The sequence below is a fragment of the Pantoea allii genome (assembly GCF_046529425.1).
Taxonomy (GTDB): Bacteria; Pseudomonadota; Gammaproteobacteria; order Enterobacterales; family Enterobacteriaceae; genus Pantoea; species Pantoea allii.
Map to the genome: position 1 here is coordinate 3,706,155 of NZ_CP125958.1, position 17,138 is coordinate 3,723,292.

Annotated in this window: 15 protein-coding genes; 2 read left to right on the forward strand and 13 right to left on the reverse strand. The window is 52.4% G+C overall.

From position 1 onward, the window contains the following. Position 1 precedes the first annotated feature (1 nt). The 13 genes from lpxA to rpsB form a co-directional block, all read right to left on the reverse strand. Complete coding sequence (gene lpxA / locus QNH99_RS17595) at positions 2 to 790, reverse strand: acyl-ACP--UDP-N-acetylglucosamine O-acyltransferase (protein WP_063878482.1); 789 nt, start codon at positions 788 to 790, stop codon at positions 2 to 4. Between the two features lie 3 nt (positions 791 to 793). Further along, a complete protein-coding gene (gene fabZ, locus QNH99_RS17600; protein WP_063878481.1) occupies positions 794 to 1,249 on the reverse strand; it encodes a 3-hydroxyacyl-ACP dehydratase FabZ in 456 nt (151 codons plus the stop codon). Positions 1,250 to 1,402: 153 nt separating this feature from the next. Beyond that, entirely contained in the window at positions 1,403 to 2,428 is a 1,026-nt protein-coding gene (lpxD, locus tag QNH99_RS17605; protein WP_063878480.1) for a UDP-3-O-(3-hydroxymyristoyl)glucosamine N-acyltransferase, read from the reverse strand. Between the two features lie 3 nt (positions 2,429 to 2,431). Next, the gene (locus tag QNH99_RS17610; protein ID WP_063878479.1) at positions 2,432 to 2,932 is read right to left on the reverse strand and encodes an OmpH family outer membrane protein; all 501 of its coding nucleotides are present in this window, start codon (positions 2,930 to 2,932) and stop codon (positions 2,432 to 2,434) included. Positions 2,933 to 3,028: 96 nt separating this feature from the next. After that, positions 3,029 to 5,440 (reverse strand): outer membrane protein assembly factor BamA, encoded by a 2,412-nt coding sequence (gene bamA / locus QNH99_RS17615; RefSeq protein WP_109718251.1) that lies wholly within the window; start codon positions 5,438 to 5,440, stop codon positions 3,029 to 3,031. Between the two features lie 51 nt (positions 5,441 to 5,491). Next, complete coding sequence (rseP, locus tag QNH99_RS17620) at positions 5,492 to 6,841, reverse strand: sigma E protease regulator RseP (RefSeq protein ID WP_096012105.1); 1,350 nt, start codon at positions 6,839 to 6,841, stop codon at positions 5,492 to 5,494. A gap of 12 nt (positions 6,842 to 6,853) precedes the next feature. Continuing rightward, positions 6,854 to 7,711 (reverse strand): phosphatidate cytidylyltransferase, encoded by an 858-nt coding sequence (gene cdsA / locus QNH99_RS17625; RefSeq protein ID WP_096012104.1) that lies wholly within the window; start codon positions 7,709 to 7,711, stop codon positions 6,854 to 6,856. 18 nt (positions 7,712 to 7,729) lie between these two features. Next, positions 7,730 to 8,482, reverse strand: coding sequence for a (2E,6E)-farnesyl-diphosphate-specific ditrans,polycis-undecaprenyl-diphosphate synthase (gene ispU, locus QNH99_RS17630; protein ID WP_013024690.1), 753 nt, complete (start codon positions 8,480 to 8,482; stop codon positions 7,730 to 7,732). A 177-nt stretch (positions 8,483 to 8,659) separates the two neighbouring features. Continuing rightward, complete coding sequence (ispC, locus tag QNH99_RS17635; protein WP_109718262.1) at positions 8,660 to 9,856, reverse strand: 1-deoxy-D-xylulose-5-phosphate reductoisomerase; 1,197 nt, start codon at positions 9,854 to 9,856, stop codon at positions 8,660 to 8,662. A 109-nt stretch (positions 9,857 to 9,965) separates the two neighbouring features. Continuing rightward, positions 9,966 to 10,523 carry a ribosome recycling factor gene (gene frr / locus QNH99_RS17640; RefSeq protein ID WP_063878474.1) on the reverse strand — a complete coding sequence of 186 codons (558 nt, stop codon included), beginning with the start codon at positions 10,521 to 10,523 and terminating at the stop codon, positions 9,966 to 9,968. 143 nt (positions 10,524 to 10,666) lie between these two features. Beyond that, complete coding sequence (gene pyrH / locus QNH99_RS17645; protein ID WP_063878473.1) at positions 10,667 to 11,392, reverse strand: UMP kinase; 726 nt, start codon at positions 11,390 to 11,392, stop codon at positions 10,667 to 10,669. Positions 11,393 to 11,546: 154 nt separating this feature from the next. Next, positions 11,547 to 12,398: a translation elongation factor Ts gene (tsf, locus tag QNH99_RS17650; protein ID WP_063878472.1), complete on the reverse strand. Its 852-nt coding sequence runs from the start codon at positions 12,396 to 12,398 to the stop codon at positions 11,547 to 11,549. 183 nt (positions 12,399 to 12,581) lie between these two features. Continuing rightward, the gene (rpsB, locus tag QNH99_RS17655) at positions 12,582 to 13,307 is read right to left on the reverse strand and encodes a 30S ribosomal protein S2 (protein WP_014592960.1); all 726 of its coding nucleotides are present in this window, start codon (positions 13,305 to 13,307) and stop codon (positions 12,582 to 12,584) included. 319 nt (positions 13,308 to 13,626) lie between these two features. On the opposite strand from rpsB, the gene map reads away from it, so the two are divergent. Further along, entirely contained in the window at positions 13,627 to 14,421 is a 795-nt protein-coding gene (gene map, locus QNH99_RS17660; protein ID WP_063878471.1) for a type I methionyl aminopeptidase, read from the forward strand. Positions 14,422 to 14,486: 65 nt separating this feature from the next. After that, entirely contained in the window at positions 14,487 to 17,135 is a 2,649-nt protein-coding gene (gene glnD, locus QNH99_RS17665; protein ID WP_145393647.1) for a bifunctional uridylyltransferase/uridylyl-removing protein GlnD, read from the forward strand. Positions 17,136 to 17,138 lie beyond the last annotated feature (3 nt).

The following is a 17,138-nucleotide window of genomic DNA, read 5'->3' on the forward strand; positions in this document are numbered from 1 at the left end:
ATTAGCGAATTAATCCACGTGTTGAGCGGGCAAAGAAATCAAAGAAAGGCTGCACTTCGCTGTGCTGCTGAGCAATCGCCTCGATTTCCGGTTTGACTTCATCCAGCGTTCTGCCGCTGCGATAAAGTAACTTGTAGGCGTTGCGGATAGCGTGCAGTGCTTCTTTGCTGAAGCCACGGCGCTTCAGGCCTTCAATGTTGATACCGAATGGCGTGGCATGGTTGCCTTGCGCAATCACATACGGAGGGACATCCTGAACAACGCCTGAACAACCGCCGATCATGACATGTGAACCAATAGTGCACCACTGATGCACCGCCGTCATGCCGCCAATGATAGCAAAATCATCCACAGTGACATGCCCACCCAGGGTCGCGTTATTGGCAAAAATACAGCGGTTACCCACCACGCAGTCATGGGCGATATGGGCATTCACCATAAACAGGTTATCGCTACCAATGGTCGTAGTGTTAATACCCTGCGCCGTACCGCGATGAATCGTCACGCTTTCACGGATGCGATTACGGTCGCCAATATCAACCCGGGTAGGTTCACCCGCGTATTTCAAATCCTGATTCACTTCGCCAATCGATGCGAACTGATAGATCTGATTGTCTTTGCCGATACGCGTATGGCCATTCACGACCACGTGTGACTTGAGTACGGTTCCCTCACCAATCTCGACATTTGCCCCAATAAAACAGAAAGGGCCAATATGCACGCCGGGGCCAATAATTGCCCCATCTTCGATCACTGAACTGGGATGGATGTTGGCGGTTGGATCAATCACGAATTATGCCTCCCGGCTACGGGCACACATCATGGTCGCTTCACAGACGATTTTACCATCGACAGTCGCTACGCCAGTAAAGCGAGTCAGACCGCGACGGGTTTTCTCGAAGGTCACTTCCATGATCATTTGATCGCCCGGTACAACCGGACGCTTGAAACGGGCATTATCAATGCCAGCAAAATAATAAAGCTCGCCTGGCTCCAGTTTACCTACGCTTTTGAATGCCAGAATGCCGGTGGCCTGAGCCATCGCTTCCAGAATCAGCACGCCGGGAAAAATCGGTTTACCAGGGAAATGTCCCTGGAAAAACGGTTCGTTAAAGGAGACGTTCTTCACGGCGCGCAGATATTTGTTTGCTTCAAAATCCAGCACGCGGTCTACCAGCAGAAACGGATAACGATGCGGCAGCAGCTCTAAAATCTCTTCAATTTGCAGAGTATGAGTTTCAGTAGTCAAAATACTCTTCCTGTCCTAAAAAATCTGATGACATCAATAACACGGCCTGCACCGATCATCATGATCGTTGGCAGGCCGCAAATAGGTTCCGTGGCGCCTGGCTTCCCTGCTTAACACTGTTATTATGAAAGCCGGTCAGTCATGGGATGGCGTTTAGTCGTCTTTACCGACTTTCCGCTCGATTGCTTTTAAGCGTTTGCTTATTTCATCGATATTCATCACCAACGCTGCAGTTTTGCGCCAGGTTTTGTTGGGCTGTAATGGAATCCCTGAGGAGTATACACCAGGTTCTGTTATCGGACGCATAACCATGCCCATGCCGGTTACGGTCACTTTGTCACAGATTTCCATATGGCCATTGATGACGCTGGCACCGCCAATCATACAATAACGACCAATTTTCAAACTACCCGCCATGATCACACCGCCAGCAACCGCAGTATTGTCGCCAATAACCACGTTGTGAGCAATCTGACACTGGTTGTCTATGATAACACCATTGCCGATCAGAGTGTTATCCAGAGCGCCACGATCGATGGTGGTACAGGCACCAATTTCTACCCGATCGCCAATCACCACGGAGCCCAACTGCGGTATTTTCACCCAGTTGCCGCGATCGTTAGCATAACCAAACCCATCCGAACCAATGACGGTACCGGACTGAATCAGACAATCCTGACCAATCTGCACCTCATGGTAAACCGAGACGTTAGCCCATAAACGCGAGCCCTTGCCGATACGGGTTTTTTTGCCGACGAAGCAGCCTGCGCCGATGACAACGTTATCACCGAGCTCAACATCGGACTCAATAACGGCATTCGCACCGACAGAGACATTTTCACCGAGTCTGGCGCTGGAATCGATTACGGCGCTGGGTGCAATATTCTGCGCCGGCTGCGGCGTCGTATCCAGCAACTGCGCCATGCGCGCATAGGTGAGATAAGGGTCTTTGACCACCAGCGCAGCGGTTTTACACCACTCCAGATCCGCTTCCGTCAGCACCACGGCTGATGCCTGAATCAGGGCGAGCTGCTCGCGGTAACGGCTGTTGGCAAGAAATGTGATTTGACCAGAGGTGGCGGATTGCATAGAAGCAATGCCGGAGATGACGATATCGCCATCTCCGTGCAATTCTGCATCCAACTGCTGGGCTAAATCAGCCAGTCGAATTGATGACATCGATTATTTAACCTGCTTTACAACATCATCGGTGATGTCTTTAACATCGGAACCCGAATACAGGACAGCCTGAGAATTCAGCACCAGGTCATAACCGCCGCTTTTGGCAACAGACTGAACAGCGGTCTGGATTTTTTCCAGTAACTTGTTACGTTCCTGAACCTGACGCGTCTGGTTGTCTTTTTCGAACGCATCCGCTTTCACCTGGAATGCATCACGCTCAGCGGTGATCTGCTTCTCTTTCTTGCTGCGCTCGCTGGCTTTCATGGTTGGCGCATTACGCTGCAGATCCTGCATTTCCTGCTGGATTTTATCGTGCTGAGAACGGAGTTCTGCCGCGCGGCCCTGGAACTCACTCTCGAGCTGTTTGGTGATGGTCGCGCGCTGAGGTGATTTCTGGAAAACCTGGCTCAGATCAACAGTTGCGACTTTGTCCGCCGCCTGTGCGCCAGCAGAAGCAGCCAATGCAACACCCAGAGTAACTGCACATAACAACTTTTTCACTATAAACTCCTTACCCTCAACATGTATGTTTGCAGCGTGGAGCATAGCAATGCGCCACGCCTGCAAGCTAATTTTTTCACATCCCTGTGTAGAGCATTACCAGGTTTTACCAATGTTAAACTGGAACTGCTCTGACTTATCTCCATCAACTTTCTTGATCGGCTGGGCGTAAGAGAATACCAACGGCCCCAGCGGCGACATCCACTGTAAAGATACACCGGTCGAAACGCGAATATTGTTCGGATCGCTGTAGTCAGGAATGCCAGCAGCACGCGTTTCCGCCGTGTTCTGCCATTTGGTATCCCAGACCGTACCTGCATCGACAAACAGCGAGGTACGAACTGAGTTAGCATATTTCTCACTCAGGAACGGGGTCGGCGTGATCAGCTCGAGGCTGGCAATCGCCATGGCGTTACCACCGATGGCATCACTCGACTTACAAATACCGTTCGGATCGCTCAGGTTACAGAATGAAGAGCCATCGTTCAGGTAAGCCGCTTTAGGACCAATGGTGTTGGACTGGAAGCCACGCACGGTACTGGAGCCACCGGCATAGAAGTTCTCATAGAACGGCATCTCTTTACCGCTGAGTCCATCGCCATAACCAACACGACCACGGCCTAAGACAACCCAGGTATGATCTTTATTGATGGGAACATACTGCTGACTGTCTAAGGTCATTTTGTAGAACTGGTTGTCAGAACCCGGAATCGTGACCTTGCCGTTCAGGTTAGTACGGTTACCTGAGGTGGCAAAGAAACCACGGTCCAGCGTGTTGTATGTCCAGCCATAGTTAAAGGTGAAGTCATCAGCCGAGAAGTCACCATTGCTGTTCAACTGCTGTGGCTTACCAACCGAGTCGAGATAGCGCCACATCGCAACCTGCGGACGCATGTCTGACAGGTCGTTATGGACATAGCCCAGACCGACGCGCAGCGAGTTGTTCTCATTGATTGGGAAGCCCAATGTCCCGTCTGTACCATAACTTCTGTTGGTATAGCCGGAGAGATCCGCGTTACTGGCTTTAAAGTTGTTGTAGAACACCCGGCCGCCCAGACTCACACCGTCAACGGTGAAGTAAGGATCGGTCAGAGAGAATTCTGCATAGGTCTGATAATCGTTTTTGGTCCCGCTGATACCTACCGTATTACCGGTACCGAGCCAGTTATCCTGAGTTACGCCGACCTGGAAGCTGACGCCACTTTCCGTACCGTAGCCCACACCAAAGTTAAAGGTACCGGTGTTACGCTCTTTGACTTTATACACCACGTCAACCTGGTCAGGTGAACCTGGTACACGCTGCGTATCGACATCAACGGTTTCGAAATAACCCGTACGGTTCAGACGCTCTTTGCCCTGATCGACCAGGTCGCTGCCCAGCCAGGCACCTTCCATCTGGCGCATTTCACGACGTAAGACGGCATCTTTCGATGTGTCATTACCTTCGAAGCGCACTTTACGCACGTAGTAACGGTTGCCCGCATCGACGTTGATATGCAGCTTAACGGTTTTATCGGCATCGTTGATTTCAGGCTGCGTCACAACGCGGGGATAAGCGTAGCCATAGCGGCCCAGCAGCTTCTTGATATCATCTTCCATCGACGTGACTTTCGTGCCGTTATACAGCTCGCCCGCCGGTATTTTTGTCAGATGTTCGATTTCAGCCGAATGGCCCGCCATGCTGCCGTTGACGATAACGCCAGCAATCTTGTACTGATCGCCTTCGTTAATGTTAACGGTGATGTAGATGCCTTTCTTGTCCGGCGTCAGGCTGACCTGCGTCGAATCGATGTTGAAACGGGCATAACCGCGATCCAGATAGAAGCTGCGCAGGGTTTCAAGGTCACCCGCCAGTTTCTGCTTCTGGTATTTACGGTCACCCACGACGTTCCACCACGGCACTTCGTCGCGCAACTGGAAGCGAGAAATCAACTCATCTGAGCTAAACGCTTTGTTACCTACAATGTTGATCTGCTGAATCTTTGCAGAAACACCTTCGGTAAACACCAGTTTCAAATCGACGCGGTTACGCGGCAGCGGCGTGACCACGGCTTTAACGCTGGCGGTATATTTGCCCACGCTGTAGTAGAAGTCCTCCAGTCCCTTCTCGATAGAAGAGATGGTGGTGCGGTCCAGCGCTTCGCCGACACGCACGCCTGAGGCTTCAAGGTTTTGTTTGAGCTGATCGTCTTTAACCGCTTTGTTACCGCTAAAGGTAATGCTGGCGATGGTGGGACGTTCTTTGACCTGAACAATCAGCGTATTACCATCTCGCAGGACCTGAACATCCTCAAAGTTGCCAGTTGCGAACAGGGAGCGAATGGTATTTCTGACGTCATCGTCATTCACCGTATCGCCAACCCGAACTGGCATGCTCAGCAGAGCCGCGCCAACGGCGACTCGCTGCAGCCCTTCGAAATGAATGTCCTTCACCACGAAATCGTCTGCACCGTAAACGGTGGCGCTGCTAAACAGCAGCGACGCTATGAGCAACTTTTTCATCGCCATCGTTATTATGCGTTTTCCTAACACATCCCACGCAAGCTCGCGTTCCAGCGGTTACAAACGTGAGAAATCATTGAAAAGTGCAAGCCCCATTAACATCACCAGCAGTATTGAACCGATGCGGTAACTAAAGTCTTGAACTCGCTCGGACACCGGTCCACCTTTAATCTTTTCGATCGCAAGGAAGAGCAAGTGCCCACCATCTAAAACCGGTAGCGGGAACAGGTTGATAATTCCTAAGTTGACGCTAATCAACGCCAGGAACATCAGGTAGTAAATCATTCCGTACTCAGCTGACAAACCTGCACCTTGCGCAATCGAAATCGGGCCGCTCAGGTTGTTCAACTTCACATCACCGGTTATTAACTTGCCCAACATGGAAACGGTCAGCTTCATTAATTGCCAGGTTTTTACACTGGCTTCACCAATGGCTGAAAACGCACCATATTGTCTTACCGTTTTGTACTCGTCTGGCAATGGCACAACGCGGGGGATCACCCCTGCGAATCCTTGCGCTGTATTCCCAGGCTTCGCTTCCGGCGTCAGGGTTAACTGCACCGCTTCACCGTTACGATCGACCTCAAGAGCGATGCTTTTTCCAGGGTTATCCCGAACCTGAGTGGCAAAAAGCTGCCATTGCGTTAATAACTGACCATCGACTTTAACGATCCTGTCGCCAGCTTGCAAACCGGCTTCACTGGCTGGCGAATTCTTTTGCACTTCAGCCAGGGTCGTTTCAATCTGCGGCCCACGAGGACGAATCCCCAGCGCCACGACCGGGTCCTGCTTATCAGGCTCGAACTGCCAGTTGCGCAAATCGACCTGCTTCTGCTGCGTCCCCTGCTCGCCAAACTGGCTCACCGTTAGCGTGGTGCTGGCATCACCGATTTTACCGATGAGCGCCATGCGGACAGCTTCCCAATCAGGCGTTTCGATACCGTCAACGGCCTTAAGTTCCGTACCGGGTGTAATTTGCGCTTCTGCCGCCACCGAACCGTTCAGAATTTCACCAACAACCGGTTTTATACCGGGCACGCCATGGATAAACACAACCCAATAGGCAAAGATAGCGAACAGGAAGTTGGCAATCGGGCCCGCAGCAATAATCGAAGCGCGCTGCCAGATGGCTTTATTGTTAAATGCCTGATGCCGAAGCTCAGCGGGCACGCTTTCAACCCGCTCATCCAGCATTTTGACGTAACCGCCAAGAGGAATAAGGGCGATGACAAATTCGGTACCGTGACGGTCGCGTCGTTGCCATAACGCTTTGCCAAACCCGATCGAAAAGCGCTCTACTTTCACACCGCAACGCCGCGCCACCCAAAAGTGACCAAATTCATGCACGGTGATGAGTACGCCCAGTGCAACGATAAATGCGGCAAAACTCCAGATTACGCTTAACATCGTTGTTTGCCCTTAGAGTGTCTGAAACACCAACAGCAATAAACAGGCAAATACCGGCACTGCTGCTGTCAGGCTGTCGATGCGGTCAAGAATACCGCCATGTCCCGGAATCAGGTTGCCGCTGTCTTTGATGCCGGCCTCGCGTTTAAACATGCTTTCAGTGAGATCGCCCAGTACCGATGCAAGGGTCGATATCACAGCACATATCACCAGTGTGCCGGTAGGAACGGAAAGCGGCGCAAAACTGGCAAACAGCACCGCAATCAACGCGGAAGAAACCAGTCCACCCAGAAAGCCTTCCCATGTTTTGCCCGGGGAGACTTTTGGCGCCAGTTTGTGTTTGCCAAACAGTTTGCCAAACATATAGGCACCCGAATCGGCGCCCCATACCAGAAACATGACAAACAGCAGCCACCATGCACCGGCAAAGTGATCGGCTTCGTAATGATATTGACGGAGCGCCATCATGCCCCAGAAGAAAGGGATAACCGTTAGCGCGCCAAACAACAGGCGCAATGGCCGGGAGCGACGCCATATTGCGGCAGAGGCAGGATAAAACAGAACCAGTAGTAACGCACCGATCCACCAGGCCAGCGAGGCCCACAGCCAGACAGCCACCTGCGGCAGATGCGCATTATGTTCGTAAGGAGGAAGGGTCAACAGCATCAGCGTCAGTACCAGACCGCATATCAGTGCCAGCCAGACACGTTGCTGACGAGATGCCATACCAGACAGCTGCCCCCATTCCCAGGCGGCAAGCATGCAGATAATGATCGTAATAATTGCAAAGCCAACAGGCGGTAACCAGAACAATGCAGCGATCACCAGCGGGATAAGAATCAGCGCGGTGATCAGACGAGACTTCAGCAAAGGTTACCCCCAGATTGCTCAGGCGCCGCCTGGTGCAGCGCCGCCAAAGCGTCGCTCCCGCAGAGAGAATGCATTCAGTGCACCTTCAAAAACGTGTTCATCAAAATCCGGCCAAAGCACATCAGTAAAATAGAATTCCGCATAGGCAATTTGCCACAACAGGAAGTTGCTAATCCGATGCTCTCCCCCGGTCCTTATCACTAAATCCACTGGCGCTAACTGGTTCATACACAGTTGAGACGTCAGACTCTCTTCGGTTATCTGGTCAGGGCGTAACAAGCCTTCCTGAACCTGCTCAGCCAACTTTTTAACGCCTTCGATAATATCCCAACGCCCGCCATAGTTAGCAGCAATGTTCAGCGTCAGCCGATCGTTATTCTCCGTCAGTGCTTCTGCACGACGGACACGTTCCTGAATACGCGGGCTGAAACGGCTGATATCACCAATGATGCGTAAGCGGACATTGTGCTTGTGCAGGCTTTTCACTTCGCTATCCAGCGCCCAGACAAACAGTTCCATCAAGGCAGTCACTTCCTGCGCTGGACGGCTCCAGTTTTCGCTACTAAAGGCGTAAAGCGTTAACGCTTCCAGATTATTGCTGACGGCAAAGCTTACGGCGCGGCGCACTGATTTCACGCCAGCTTTGTGACCGGAGATACGCAGTTTTCCCTGGTTCTTAGCCCAGCGGCCGTTGCCATCCATGATGATAGCGACGTGGCGTGGACCGGTTCCCTGTTGGTCATCGGTGTTGTTGTGATTTTCAGACGACATAACGCGTAATCAATTCCTTTCATCAGAAATGCTGTGGTTTCTGAATACATTGCGCCCGGTACAAATCCCGACATTGTCTGCCAGGCCACACCGAATTTGGTGACAGACCGTTAAACGCGAGCCAGCGACTATAACATTTTCACCTGAAGCGAACAAATAGCCTCAACGCAATCGTTGTTATACCGTGTAACGTGGCAACATTTCTGTCGCCGCCGCCCGCGCGATACGATCAATTTCGATGACAGCGTCTACAGAGTCCGGTTCCTGACACTGCTGGGCTGACAGCACCGCACTGTTTAACGCCGCAATATCCGTAAAGCGAATTCGCTGATTCAGGAAAGCCGCCACGGCTATCTCATTGGCCGCATTGAGCGTGGTGGTCGCCGCCTGTCCGGCTTCGCAGGCATCAATCGCCAGTTTCAGACAGGGATAACGGCCAAAATCAGGTTCTGAGAACGTCAGTGCCGACATGCGGGTAAAGTCCAGCGGTGTGACCCCAGCGTGAATTCGCGCTGGCCAGGCCATACTGTGGGCGATAGGTGTTCGCATGTCAGGCGAACCTAACTGTGCCAGCACGCTGCCATCGCAGTAACGCACCATGGAGTGGATCACCGATTGTGGGTGCAAAATCACTTCCATCTGCGCTGCGCTGGCATTAAACAGCCAACGAGCTTCAATGTATTCAAGACCTTTATTCATCATGGTGGCCGAATCAACAGAGATTTTACGCCCCATTGACCAGTTCGGATGTGCACAGGCCTGATCTGGCGACATGCTGCTCAGATCCGCTAAATTTGTGTCACGAAAAGGGCCACCCGATCCCGTAAGAATAATCGACTCAATGCCGTTATTCTGCAGGTCAGCGTAACCTAACTGATGCTGGATGGTAGCGGGCAAACTCTGAAAAATCGCATTGTGCTCGCTGTCTACCGGCAACAGCTGGGCATTGTGCTGGCGCACCGCCTCCATAAATAAACGGCCGCAGGTCACCAGTGATTCTTTGTTAGCCAGCAAGACGGTTTTACCCGCGCGAATCGCTGCCAATGTCGGTAATAACCCTGAGGCACCCACAATCGCCGCCATCACCTGGTCAACGTCATCTAATGCTGCCAGTTCACAGGCTGCCTGAACGCCGGAGAGCACTTCAGTGTTGATCTTTAATGCTCTCAGTCGCTCACGTAGCGCGGCGGCGGACTCTTCATCTGCCATTGCCGCATAGCGCGGTTGGAACTGCACGCACTGCTCCGCCATTAGAGCCACATTTTTACCCGCCACCAGCGCCGTGACCTGGTAAAGCGTGGGATTGGCACTGACCACTGCCAGCGTACTGGTGCCTACCGAACCGGTAGAACCGAGCAGAGTTAATCGCTTCATAATGCTGTCCATGTAAAGGTAAAACGTGGGGCACAATGTAAAACGCCGCCAGAGGTGGCCTTCTGTCAGAAGGCCTCTCTGTACGGCGTTTTAATCGGTGATGATGGAATCAGAAGTCCATCAACTCCGTTTCTTTTTCGGCCAATGCCGCATCAACTTTCTTGATGTGCACATCGGTCATTTTCTGGATTTCGTCCTGCGCACGACGTTCGTCGTCTTCGCTGATTTCTTTATCTTTCAGCAACGCTTTGATTTTATCGTTGGCGTCGCGACGGACGTTACGTACGGATACACGTCCCTGCTCCGCTTCACCGCGTACGATTTTAATCAGATCTTTACGACGCTCTTCCGTCAGCGCAGGCAGTGGAACACGAATGTCCGCACCCGCTGAGTTCGGGTTAAGTCCAAGATCGGATGCCATAATCGCTTTTTCTACGGCCGGGCCGAGAGAGCGATCAAACACGTTGATTTTCAGCGTACGGGAGTCTTCAACGGTGACGGAAGCCAGCTGACGCAGTGGCGTCGGCGTGCCGTAATATTCAACGATAATGCCGTCGAGCAGTGAAGGTGAAGCACGACCTGTGCGTACCTTGCTGATAGTGGTTTTGAATGCTTCGACGCATTTGTCCATGCGCGTGTCAGCATCTTTTTTAATGTCGTTAATCACGTTAAAACCCTTGGATTCGGTTTGACCTGGCCAGTTCCGGCATCACCGGAAGCGGGATCGATAATCATCGATAATCCTGACTGGTGCACGGTTAAACAATACCGCACTGACAGAATATACCTTATTTTATCTCGCCTCGGGTATTAATGCGTAATCAGGGTACCTTCTTTTTCACCCATCACTACGCGACGCAATGCGCCAGGCTTGTTCATGTTGAAAACGCGGATTGGCAGTTTGTGATCGCGCGCCAGCGTAAACGCGGCGAGATCCATCACTTTAAGCTCTTGATCCAGCACTTCCGCATAAGTCAGTTTTTCGTACAGGGTTGCATCGGGCTGCTTCACGGGGTCGGCCGAGTAAACACCGTCAACTTTGGTGGCTTTCAGCACCACATCCGCTTCGATTTCAATGCCACGCAAACAGGCAGCGGAATCCGTCGTAAAGAACGGGTTGCCGGTACCCGCAGAAAAGATGACAACGCGGTTGTTACGTAACAGGCTGATGGCTTCTGCCCAACTGTAGTTGTCACAAACGCCATTCAGGGGAATGGCGGACATCAGACGGGCGTTCACGTACGCGCGGTGCAGTGCATCACGCATCGCCAGGCCGTTCATTACCGTCGCAAGCATCCCCATATGGTCGCCCACAACACGGTTCATGCCTGCCTGTGCCAGACCGGCGCCACGGAACAGGTTACCGCCGCCAATCACAACGCCCACCTGGATACCCAGCTCGACCAGCTCTTTGACTTCCTGAGCCATGCGGTCAAGCACGCTCGCGTCGATACCAAAACCCTCTGCACCCTGGAGTGCTTCGCCGCTGAGTTTGAGCAGGATACGTTGATAAACAGGTTTTGCGTTGGTCGCCATGGTCAATTCTTCCTGGAAGATATGATGAATGAGAAGTAATTCCGATCAATCATCCGCTTAGAGCAAAAGAATTGCTATTGGGATGAAACTGAAAACGTATCTTTTGCCTGAGGCAGACAAAAAAGAACCGCCATCTGGCGGTTCTTTCAGATCATTAAGACTGTTTGGACATTGCTGCAACTTCAGCAGCAAAATCAGTCTCAACTTTTTCGATGCCTTCGCCCACTTCAAAGCGGATGAAGTTAATCACGTCAGCGCCCTGCTCTTTCAGCGCCTGGCCAACGGTTTTGCTTGGGTCGATAACGAATGCCTGACCTGTCAGAGAGACTTCGCCGGTGAATTTCTTCATACGGCCTTCAACCATCTTCTCAGCGATCTCTTTTGGCTTGCCAGACTGCATCGCGATGTCCAGCTGAACCTGGTATTCTTTATCAACGACGTCTGCAGAAACGTCTTCTGGCTTAACAAACTCAGGTTTGCTTGCCGCAACGTGCATGGCGATCTGTTTGATCAGATCGTCGTTAGCGCCTTTGGCAGAAACCAGAACGCCGATACGTGCGCCGTGCAGGTAGCTGCCCAGTTCTTCGCCTTCCAGCAGTGCAACGCGACGAATGTTGATGTTCTCGCCGATTTTAGCTACCAGGGCAACACGCTCTTCTTCGAACTGTGCTTTCAGAACGTCAACGTCGGTGATGCGGTCAGCCGCAGCAGCGTCAAGAACTTTGTCAGCAAACGCCTGGAAACCGCCGTCTTTTGCAACGAAGTCAGTCTGGCAGTTAACTTCCAGAATCACACCGTAGTTACCAACGATTTTGGTTTTGATTACGCCATCAGCAGCAACGTTACCCGCTTTTTTCGCTGCTTTAATTGCGCCAGACTTACGCATGTTTTCAATCGCCAGCTCGATGTCGCCGCTCGCTTCAGTCAGCGCTTTTTTGCAGTCCATCATGCCTGCGCCAGTACGCTCACGCAGTTCTTTTACCAATGCAGCGGTAATTTCAGCCATTCCAGAATCCTCGGTTCGTACCTGAGCACAAGTGCGTCAGAAGGTACTTATTTGCGGAAAATTTACTCTGTCCCGCCGACCTGAACAGGGGCGTAACAGACTTGGATAAAATAAAGGGGCCAAGTTTGGCCCCTTACAGATCACATCTGAATGCTAAGGGCTCTTATGCAGAGCAAACCTTAATTAAGCGTTTTCTAAAGACGCTTCTTCAGCCTGCTCAGCCAGATCCTGAGAGCGGCCTTCGCGAACGGTGGTCGCAACGGCAGTCAGGTACAGGTTGATAGCACGGATCGCATCGTCGTTACCTGGGATAACGTAATCAACGCCATCTGGATCGGAGTTAGTATCAACGATAGCAAATACTGGGATACCCAGGTTGTTTGCTTCTTTGATTGCGATGTGTTCGTGGTCAGCATCGACAACAAACAGTGCATCCGGCAAACCGCCCATGTCTTTGATACCGCCCAGGCTGTTTTCCAGCTTGGCCAGCTCACGAGCGCGCATCAGCGCTTCTTTCTTGGTCAGTTTGTCGAAAGTGCCGTCCTGAGACTGAGTCTCAAGCTCTTTCAGACGTTTGATAGACTGACGAACGGTTTTCCAGTTGGTCAGCATGCCACCCAACCAGCGGTGGTTTACGAAGAACTGGTCGCAGCTCAGTGCAGACTCTTTGATCGCTTCGGCAGCAGCGCGCTTAGTACCAACGAACAGAATCTTACCTTTACGGGAAGAGATTTTGGTCAACTCAGCCAGAGCGTCGTTGAACATTGGTACCGTTTTTTCAAGGTTGATGATGTGAACTTTGTTACGCGCACCAAAAATGAATGGCTTCATTTTTGGACACCAGTAACGGGTCTGGTGACCGAAGTGAACACCAGCCTTGAGCATATCGCGCATGGAAACAGTTGCCATGATTACTACCTCTAGTTTAATTGGGGTTGGGCCTCCATGTATCCCATACAACCGACCTCTTTCAAGGCACCCCGGCGTATGTGTCGATACATGTGTGTTTTATTTACACATAGTGAGATTGTTGCGTTTCCCGCTGACCTTAACGGCCATACAGAGAATCGTCGGCGCGCTTTATACCATAATCACGCTTTGGACGCCAATAAATGTTCGCTAACTGGCCGCGAAGCGTTCTCTGTTTGGCAGCCCTTTTGGCTTGCTGTTAACATGAGAGCACAGCTTTCATTATTGCTGAAAATTTCAGCAGCAGCGGAATAATTTAATGGCAATCACAATTAAAACCCCCGAAGAAATCGAAAAAATGCGCGTCGCAGGCCGCCTGGCCGCCGAAGTGCTTGAAATGATCGAACCGCATGTGCAGCCCGGCGTGACCACCGGTGAACTGGACCGGCTCTGCCATGAACACATTACGCAGCAGCAACAGGCCATATCCGCTTGCCTGGGTTACCACGGTTTTCCCAAATCCGTCTGTATCTCTGTGAATGAAGTGGTTTGTCACGGTATTCCCAGTGACGATCGCCCGTTAAAAGATGGCGACATCGTGAATATCGACGTGACCGTCATTAAAGACGAGTACCACGGCGATACGTCGAAAATGTTTATTGTCGGCAAACCCACTATCCAGGGTGAGCGCCTGTGTCGTGTGACGCAGGAAAGCCTTTATTTGTCCTTACGCCTGGTAAAACCGGGTATTCGCCTGCGTGAGTTAGGCCGCGCTATCCAAAAATATGTCGAAGCGAATGACTTCTCGGTGGTGCGTGAATATTGCGGTCACGGCATTGGCAAAGGTTTCCATGAAGAGCCACAGGTGCTGCACTACGATGCCGATGACAGCGGGGTTATCCTGCAGGCGGGCATGACCTTTACCGTAGAGCCGATGGTGAATGCCGGTGACTATCGCATTCGTACTATGAAAGATGGCTGGACGGTGAAAACCAAAGATCGCAGCTTGTCGGCGCAGTATGAGCATACTATTGTGGTGACGGATAACGGCTGTGAGATTTTAACCCTGCGCAAAGACGACACCCTTCCCGCGGTGTTAGTTAACCAGGATTAATTCCACCACTGATGAAAAAGCCGGCGCTATGCCGGTTTTTTTATGGTTAACGATGAGAGCGTTGCATGAGCCTGTCGCAAGAAGTAAAAAACGGCCTGAAAGATTCGCCTGGCGAGTGGCAGGACGATCAGCTAACACGTGAAATAATCAAGCAGCGCCTTGAGGGCTTCCAGCAGCACCTGGCGGCGGCCTTTGACAGTGGTGAGGCTGTCGAAAGTCTGGTTTATGCCCGAACCCTGTATATCGATCGCCTCTTACGTCGTTTATGGCGTTTTTTTGGCTTCGACAGTATGAAATCCATCGCCCTTGTCGCCGTAGGAGGCTATGGCCGGGGTGAGCTTCATCCGCTCTCCGACATTGACGTCTTAATTCTCAGTCGTCAGCCGCTGAATGAAGCGGCCGCCCAGAGTGCCAGCGCACTGCTGACGCTGATGTGGGATCTCAAGCTGGAAGTGGGCCACAGCGTACGCAGCCTGGAAGAGTGCCTGCTGGAAGGTTTATCCGACCTGACGGTGGCAACCAATTTGATTGAAGCGCGGATGCTGACCGGCGATGTCGCCCTGTTTCTTGAACTGCAAAAAAATGTCTTCAGCGATGGCTTCTGGCCATCATCTCGCTTTTTCGCCGCCAAAATAGACGAACAGCAAGAACGCCATAAGCGCTATCACGGCACCAGCTACAACCTGGAACCGGATATTAAAAGCAGTCCCGGCGGATTACGCGATATTCATACGTTGCAGTGGGTTGCACGGCGTCACTTTGGTGCCACAACACTTGACGAAATGGTGGGATTTGGCTTTCTGACCGAAGCCGAACGCAGCGAACTGAACGAGTGCCAGTCGTTTCTTTGGCGGATTCGTTTCGCGTTGCATTTGTCTCTGCCGCGTTACGATAACCGCCTGCTGTTTGATCGCCAACTGAGCGTTGCTCAGCGCCTTAATTATCAAGGCGAAGGCAACGAACCGGTCGAGCGCATGATGAAGGATTTTTATCGCGTCACGCGTCGTATCAGCGAACTGAACCAGATGCTGTTGCAGTTGTTCGATGAAGCCATTCTGGCGCTCTCCACTAACGAAAAACCCTGTGCCATTGATGATGATTTTCAGCTTCGGGGCAACCTGATCGATCTGCGTGATGAAACCCTGTTTGACCGCGAGCCCCAGGCGATTATGCGCATGTTCTACGTCATGGTGCGCAATCAAAATATCAAAGGCATCTACTCCACCACGCTGCGCCGCCTGCGTCATACTCGCCGTCACCTCAAGCAGCCGCTGTGCCAGTTGCCCGAAGCACGGCGCTTATTTATGTCGATCCTGCGTCATCCCGGTGCGGTCAGTCGCGCCCTGGTGCCCATGCATCGCCACAGTGTGCTCTGGGCTTATACGCCGCTCTGGGGCCAGATCGTCGGACAGATGCAATTTGACCTGTTCCACGCTTACACCGTCGATGAGCACACTATCCGGGTGTTACAGAAGCTGGAGAGTTTTGCCAACGAAGCGACGCGTCCACAGCATCCTTTATGCGTTGAGCTGTGGCCGCGCCTGCCCCAGCAGGAATTACTGCTCATGGCGGCGCTGCTGCACGACATCGCGAAAGGACGTAACGGCGATCACTCTGTTCTTGGTGCCGAGGACGCGCTGGCGTTCGCCGAGATGCACGGCCTTAACTCGCGTGAAACGCAACTTGTCGCCTGGCTGGTGCGCCATCATCTGTTAATGTCCGTGACGGCGCAGCGCCGCGACATTCAGGACCCCACGGTGATTCAGCAGTTCGCCGAGGTCATGCAGAACGAAAACCGACTGCGTTATCTGGTGTGCCTGACGGTCGCTGACATCTGCGCCACCAATGAGAGCTTATGGAACAGCTGGAAACAAAGTCTGCTGCGTGAACTGTTCTTTGCTACTGAAAAACAGCTACGCCGCGGTATGGAGAACAGCCCGGATCTGCGCGAGCGCGTGCGCCATCACCGTCTGCAGGCACTGGCACTGCTGCGCATGGACAACATTGATGAAGAGCGCTTACACCATATCTGGAACCGTTGTCGCGCCGACTACTTCCTGCGCCATACGCCCAATCAGATCGCCTGGCATGCCCGTCATTTACTGGTGCACGATCTTAATCACCCGCTGGTGCTGGTCAGCCCGCAGGCGACGCGCGGCGGCACCGAAATTTTTATCTGGAGTCCGGATCGTCCACACCTGTTTGCCGCCGTGGCAGGCGAACTGGATCGTCGCAATCTCAGCGTGCATGATGCGCAAATTTTTACCAGCCGCGATGGCATGGCGATGGACACGTTCATCGTGCTGGAGCCGGATGGCAGCCCGCTGTCGCCCGATCGTCATGCGCTGATCATTCAGGCGCTGGAACAGGCGATTACCCAGTCAGAATGGGTGCCACCGCGGACCCGTCGCCAGGCCGCCAGGCTGAAACACTTTAACGTGGATACCGAGGTGAATTTCCTGCCAACGCACACCGATCGCCGCAGTTATCTGGAGCTGGTGGCCCTGGATCAGCCGGGGTTACTGGCACGCGTGGGCGAAGTGTTTGCCGATCTTGGCGTCTCTCTGCATGGCGCACGTATCAGCACCATCGGGGAGCGAGTCGAGGATTTGTTCATTTTAGCGAATAGCGAACGCAAGGCACTGGACGAGGAAATGCGTCACACGTTGCAACAACGGTTGACAGAGGCCCTTAATCCAAACGATAAAGTGTGACCC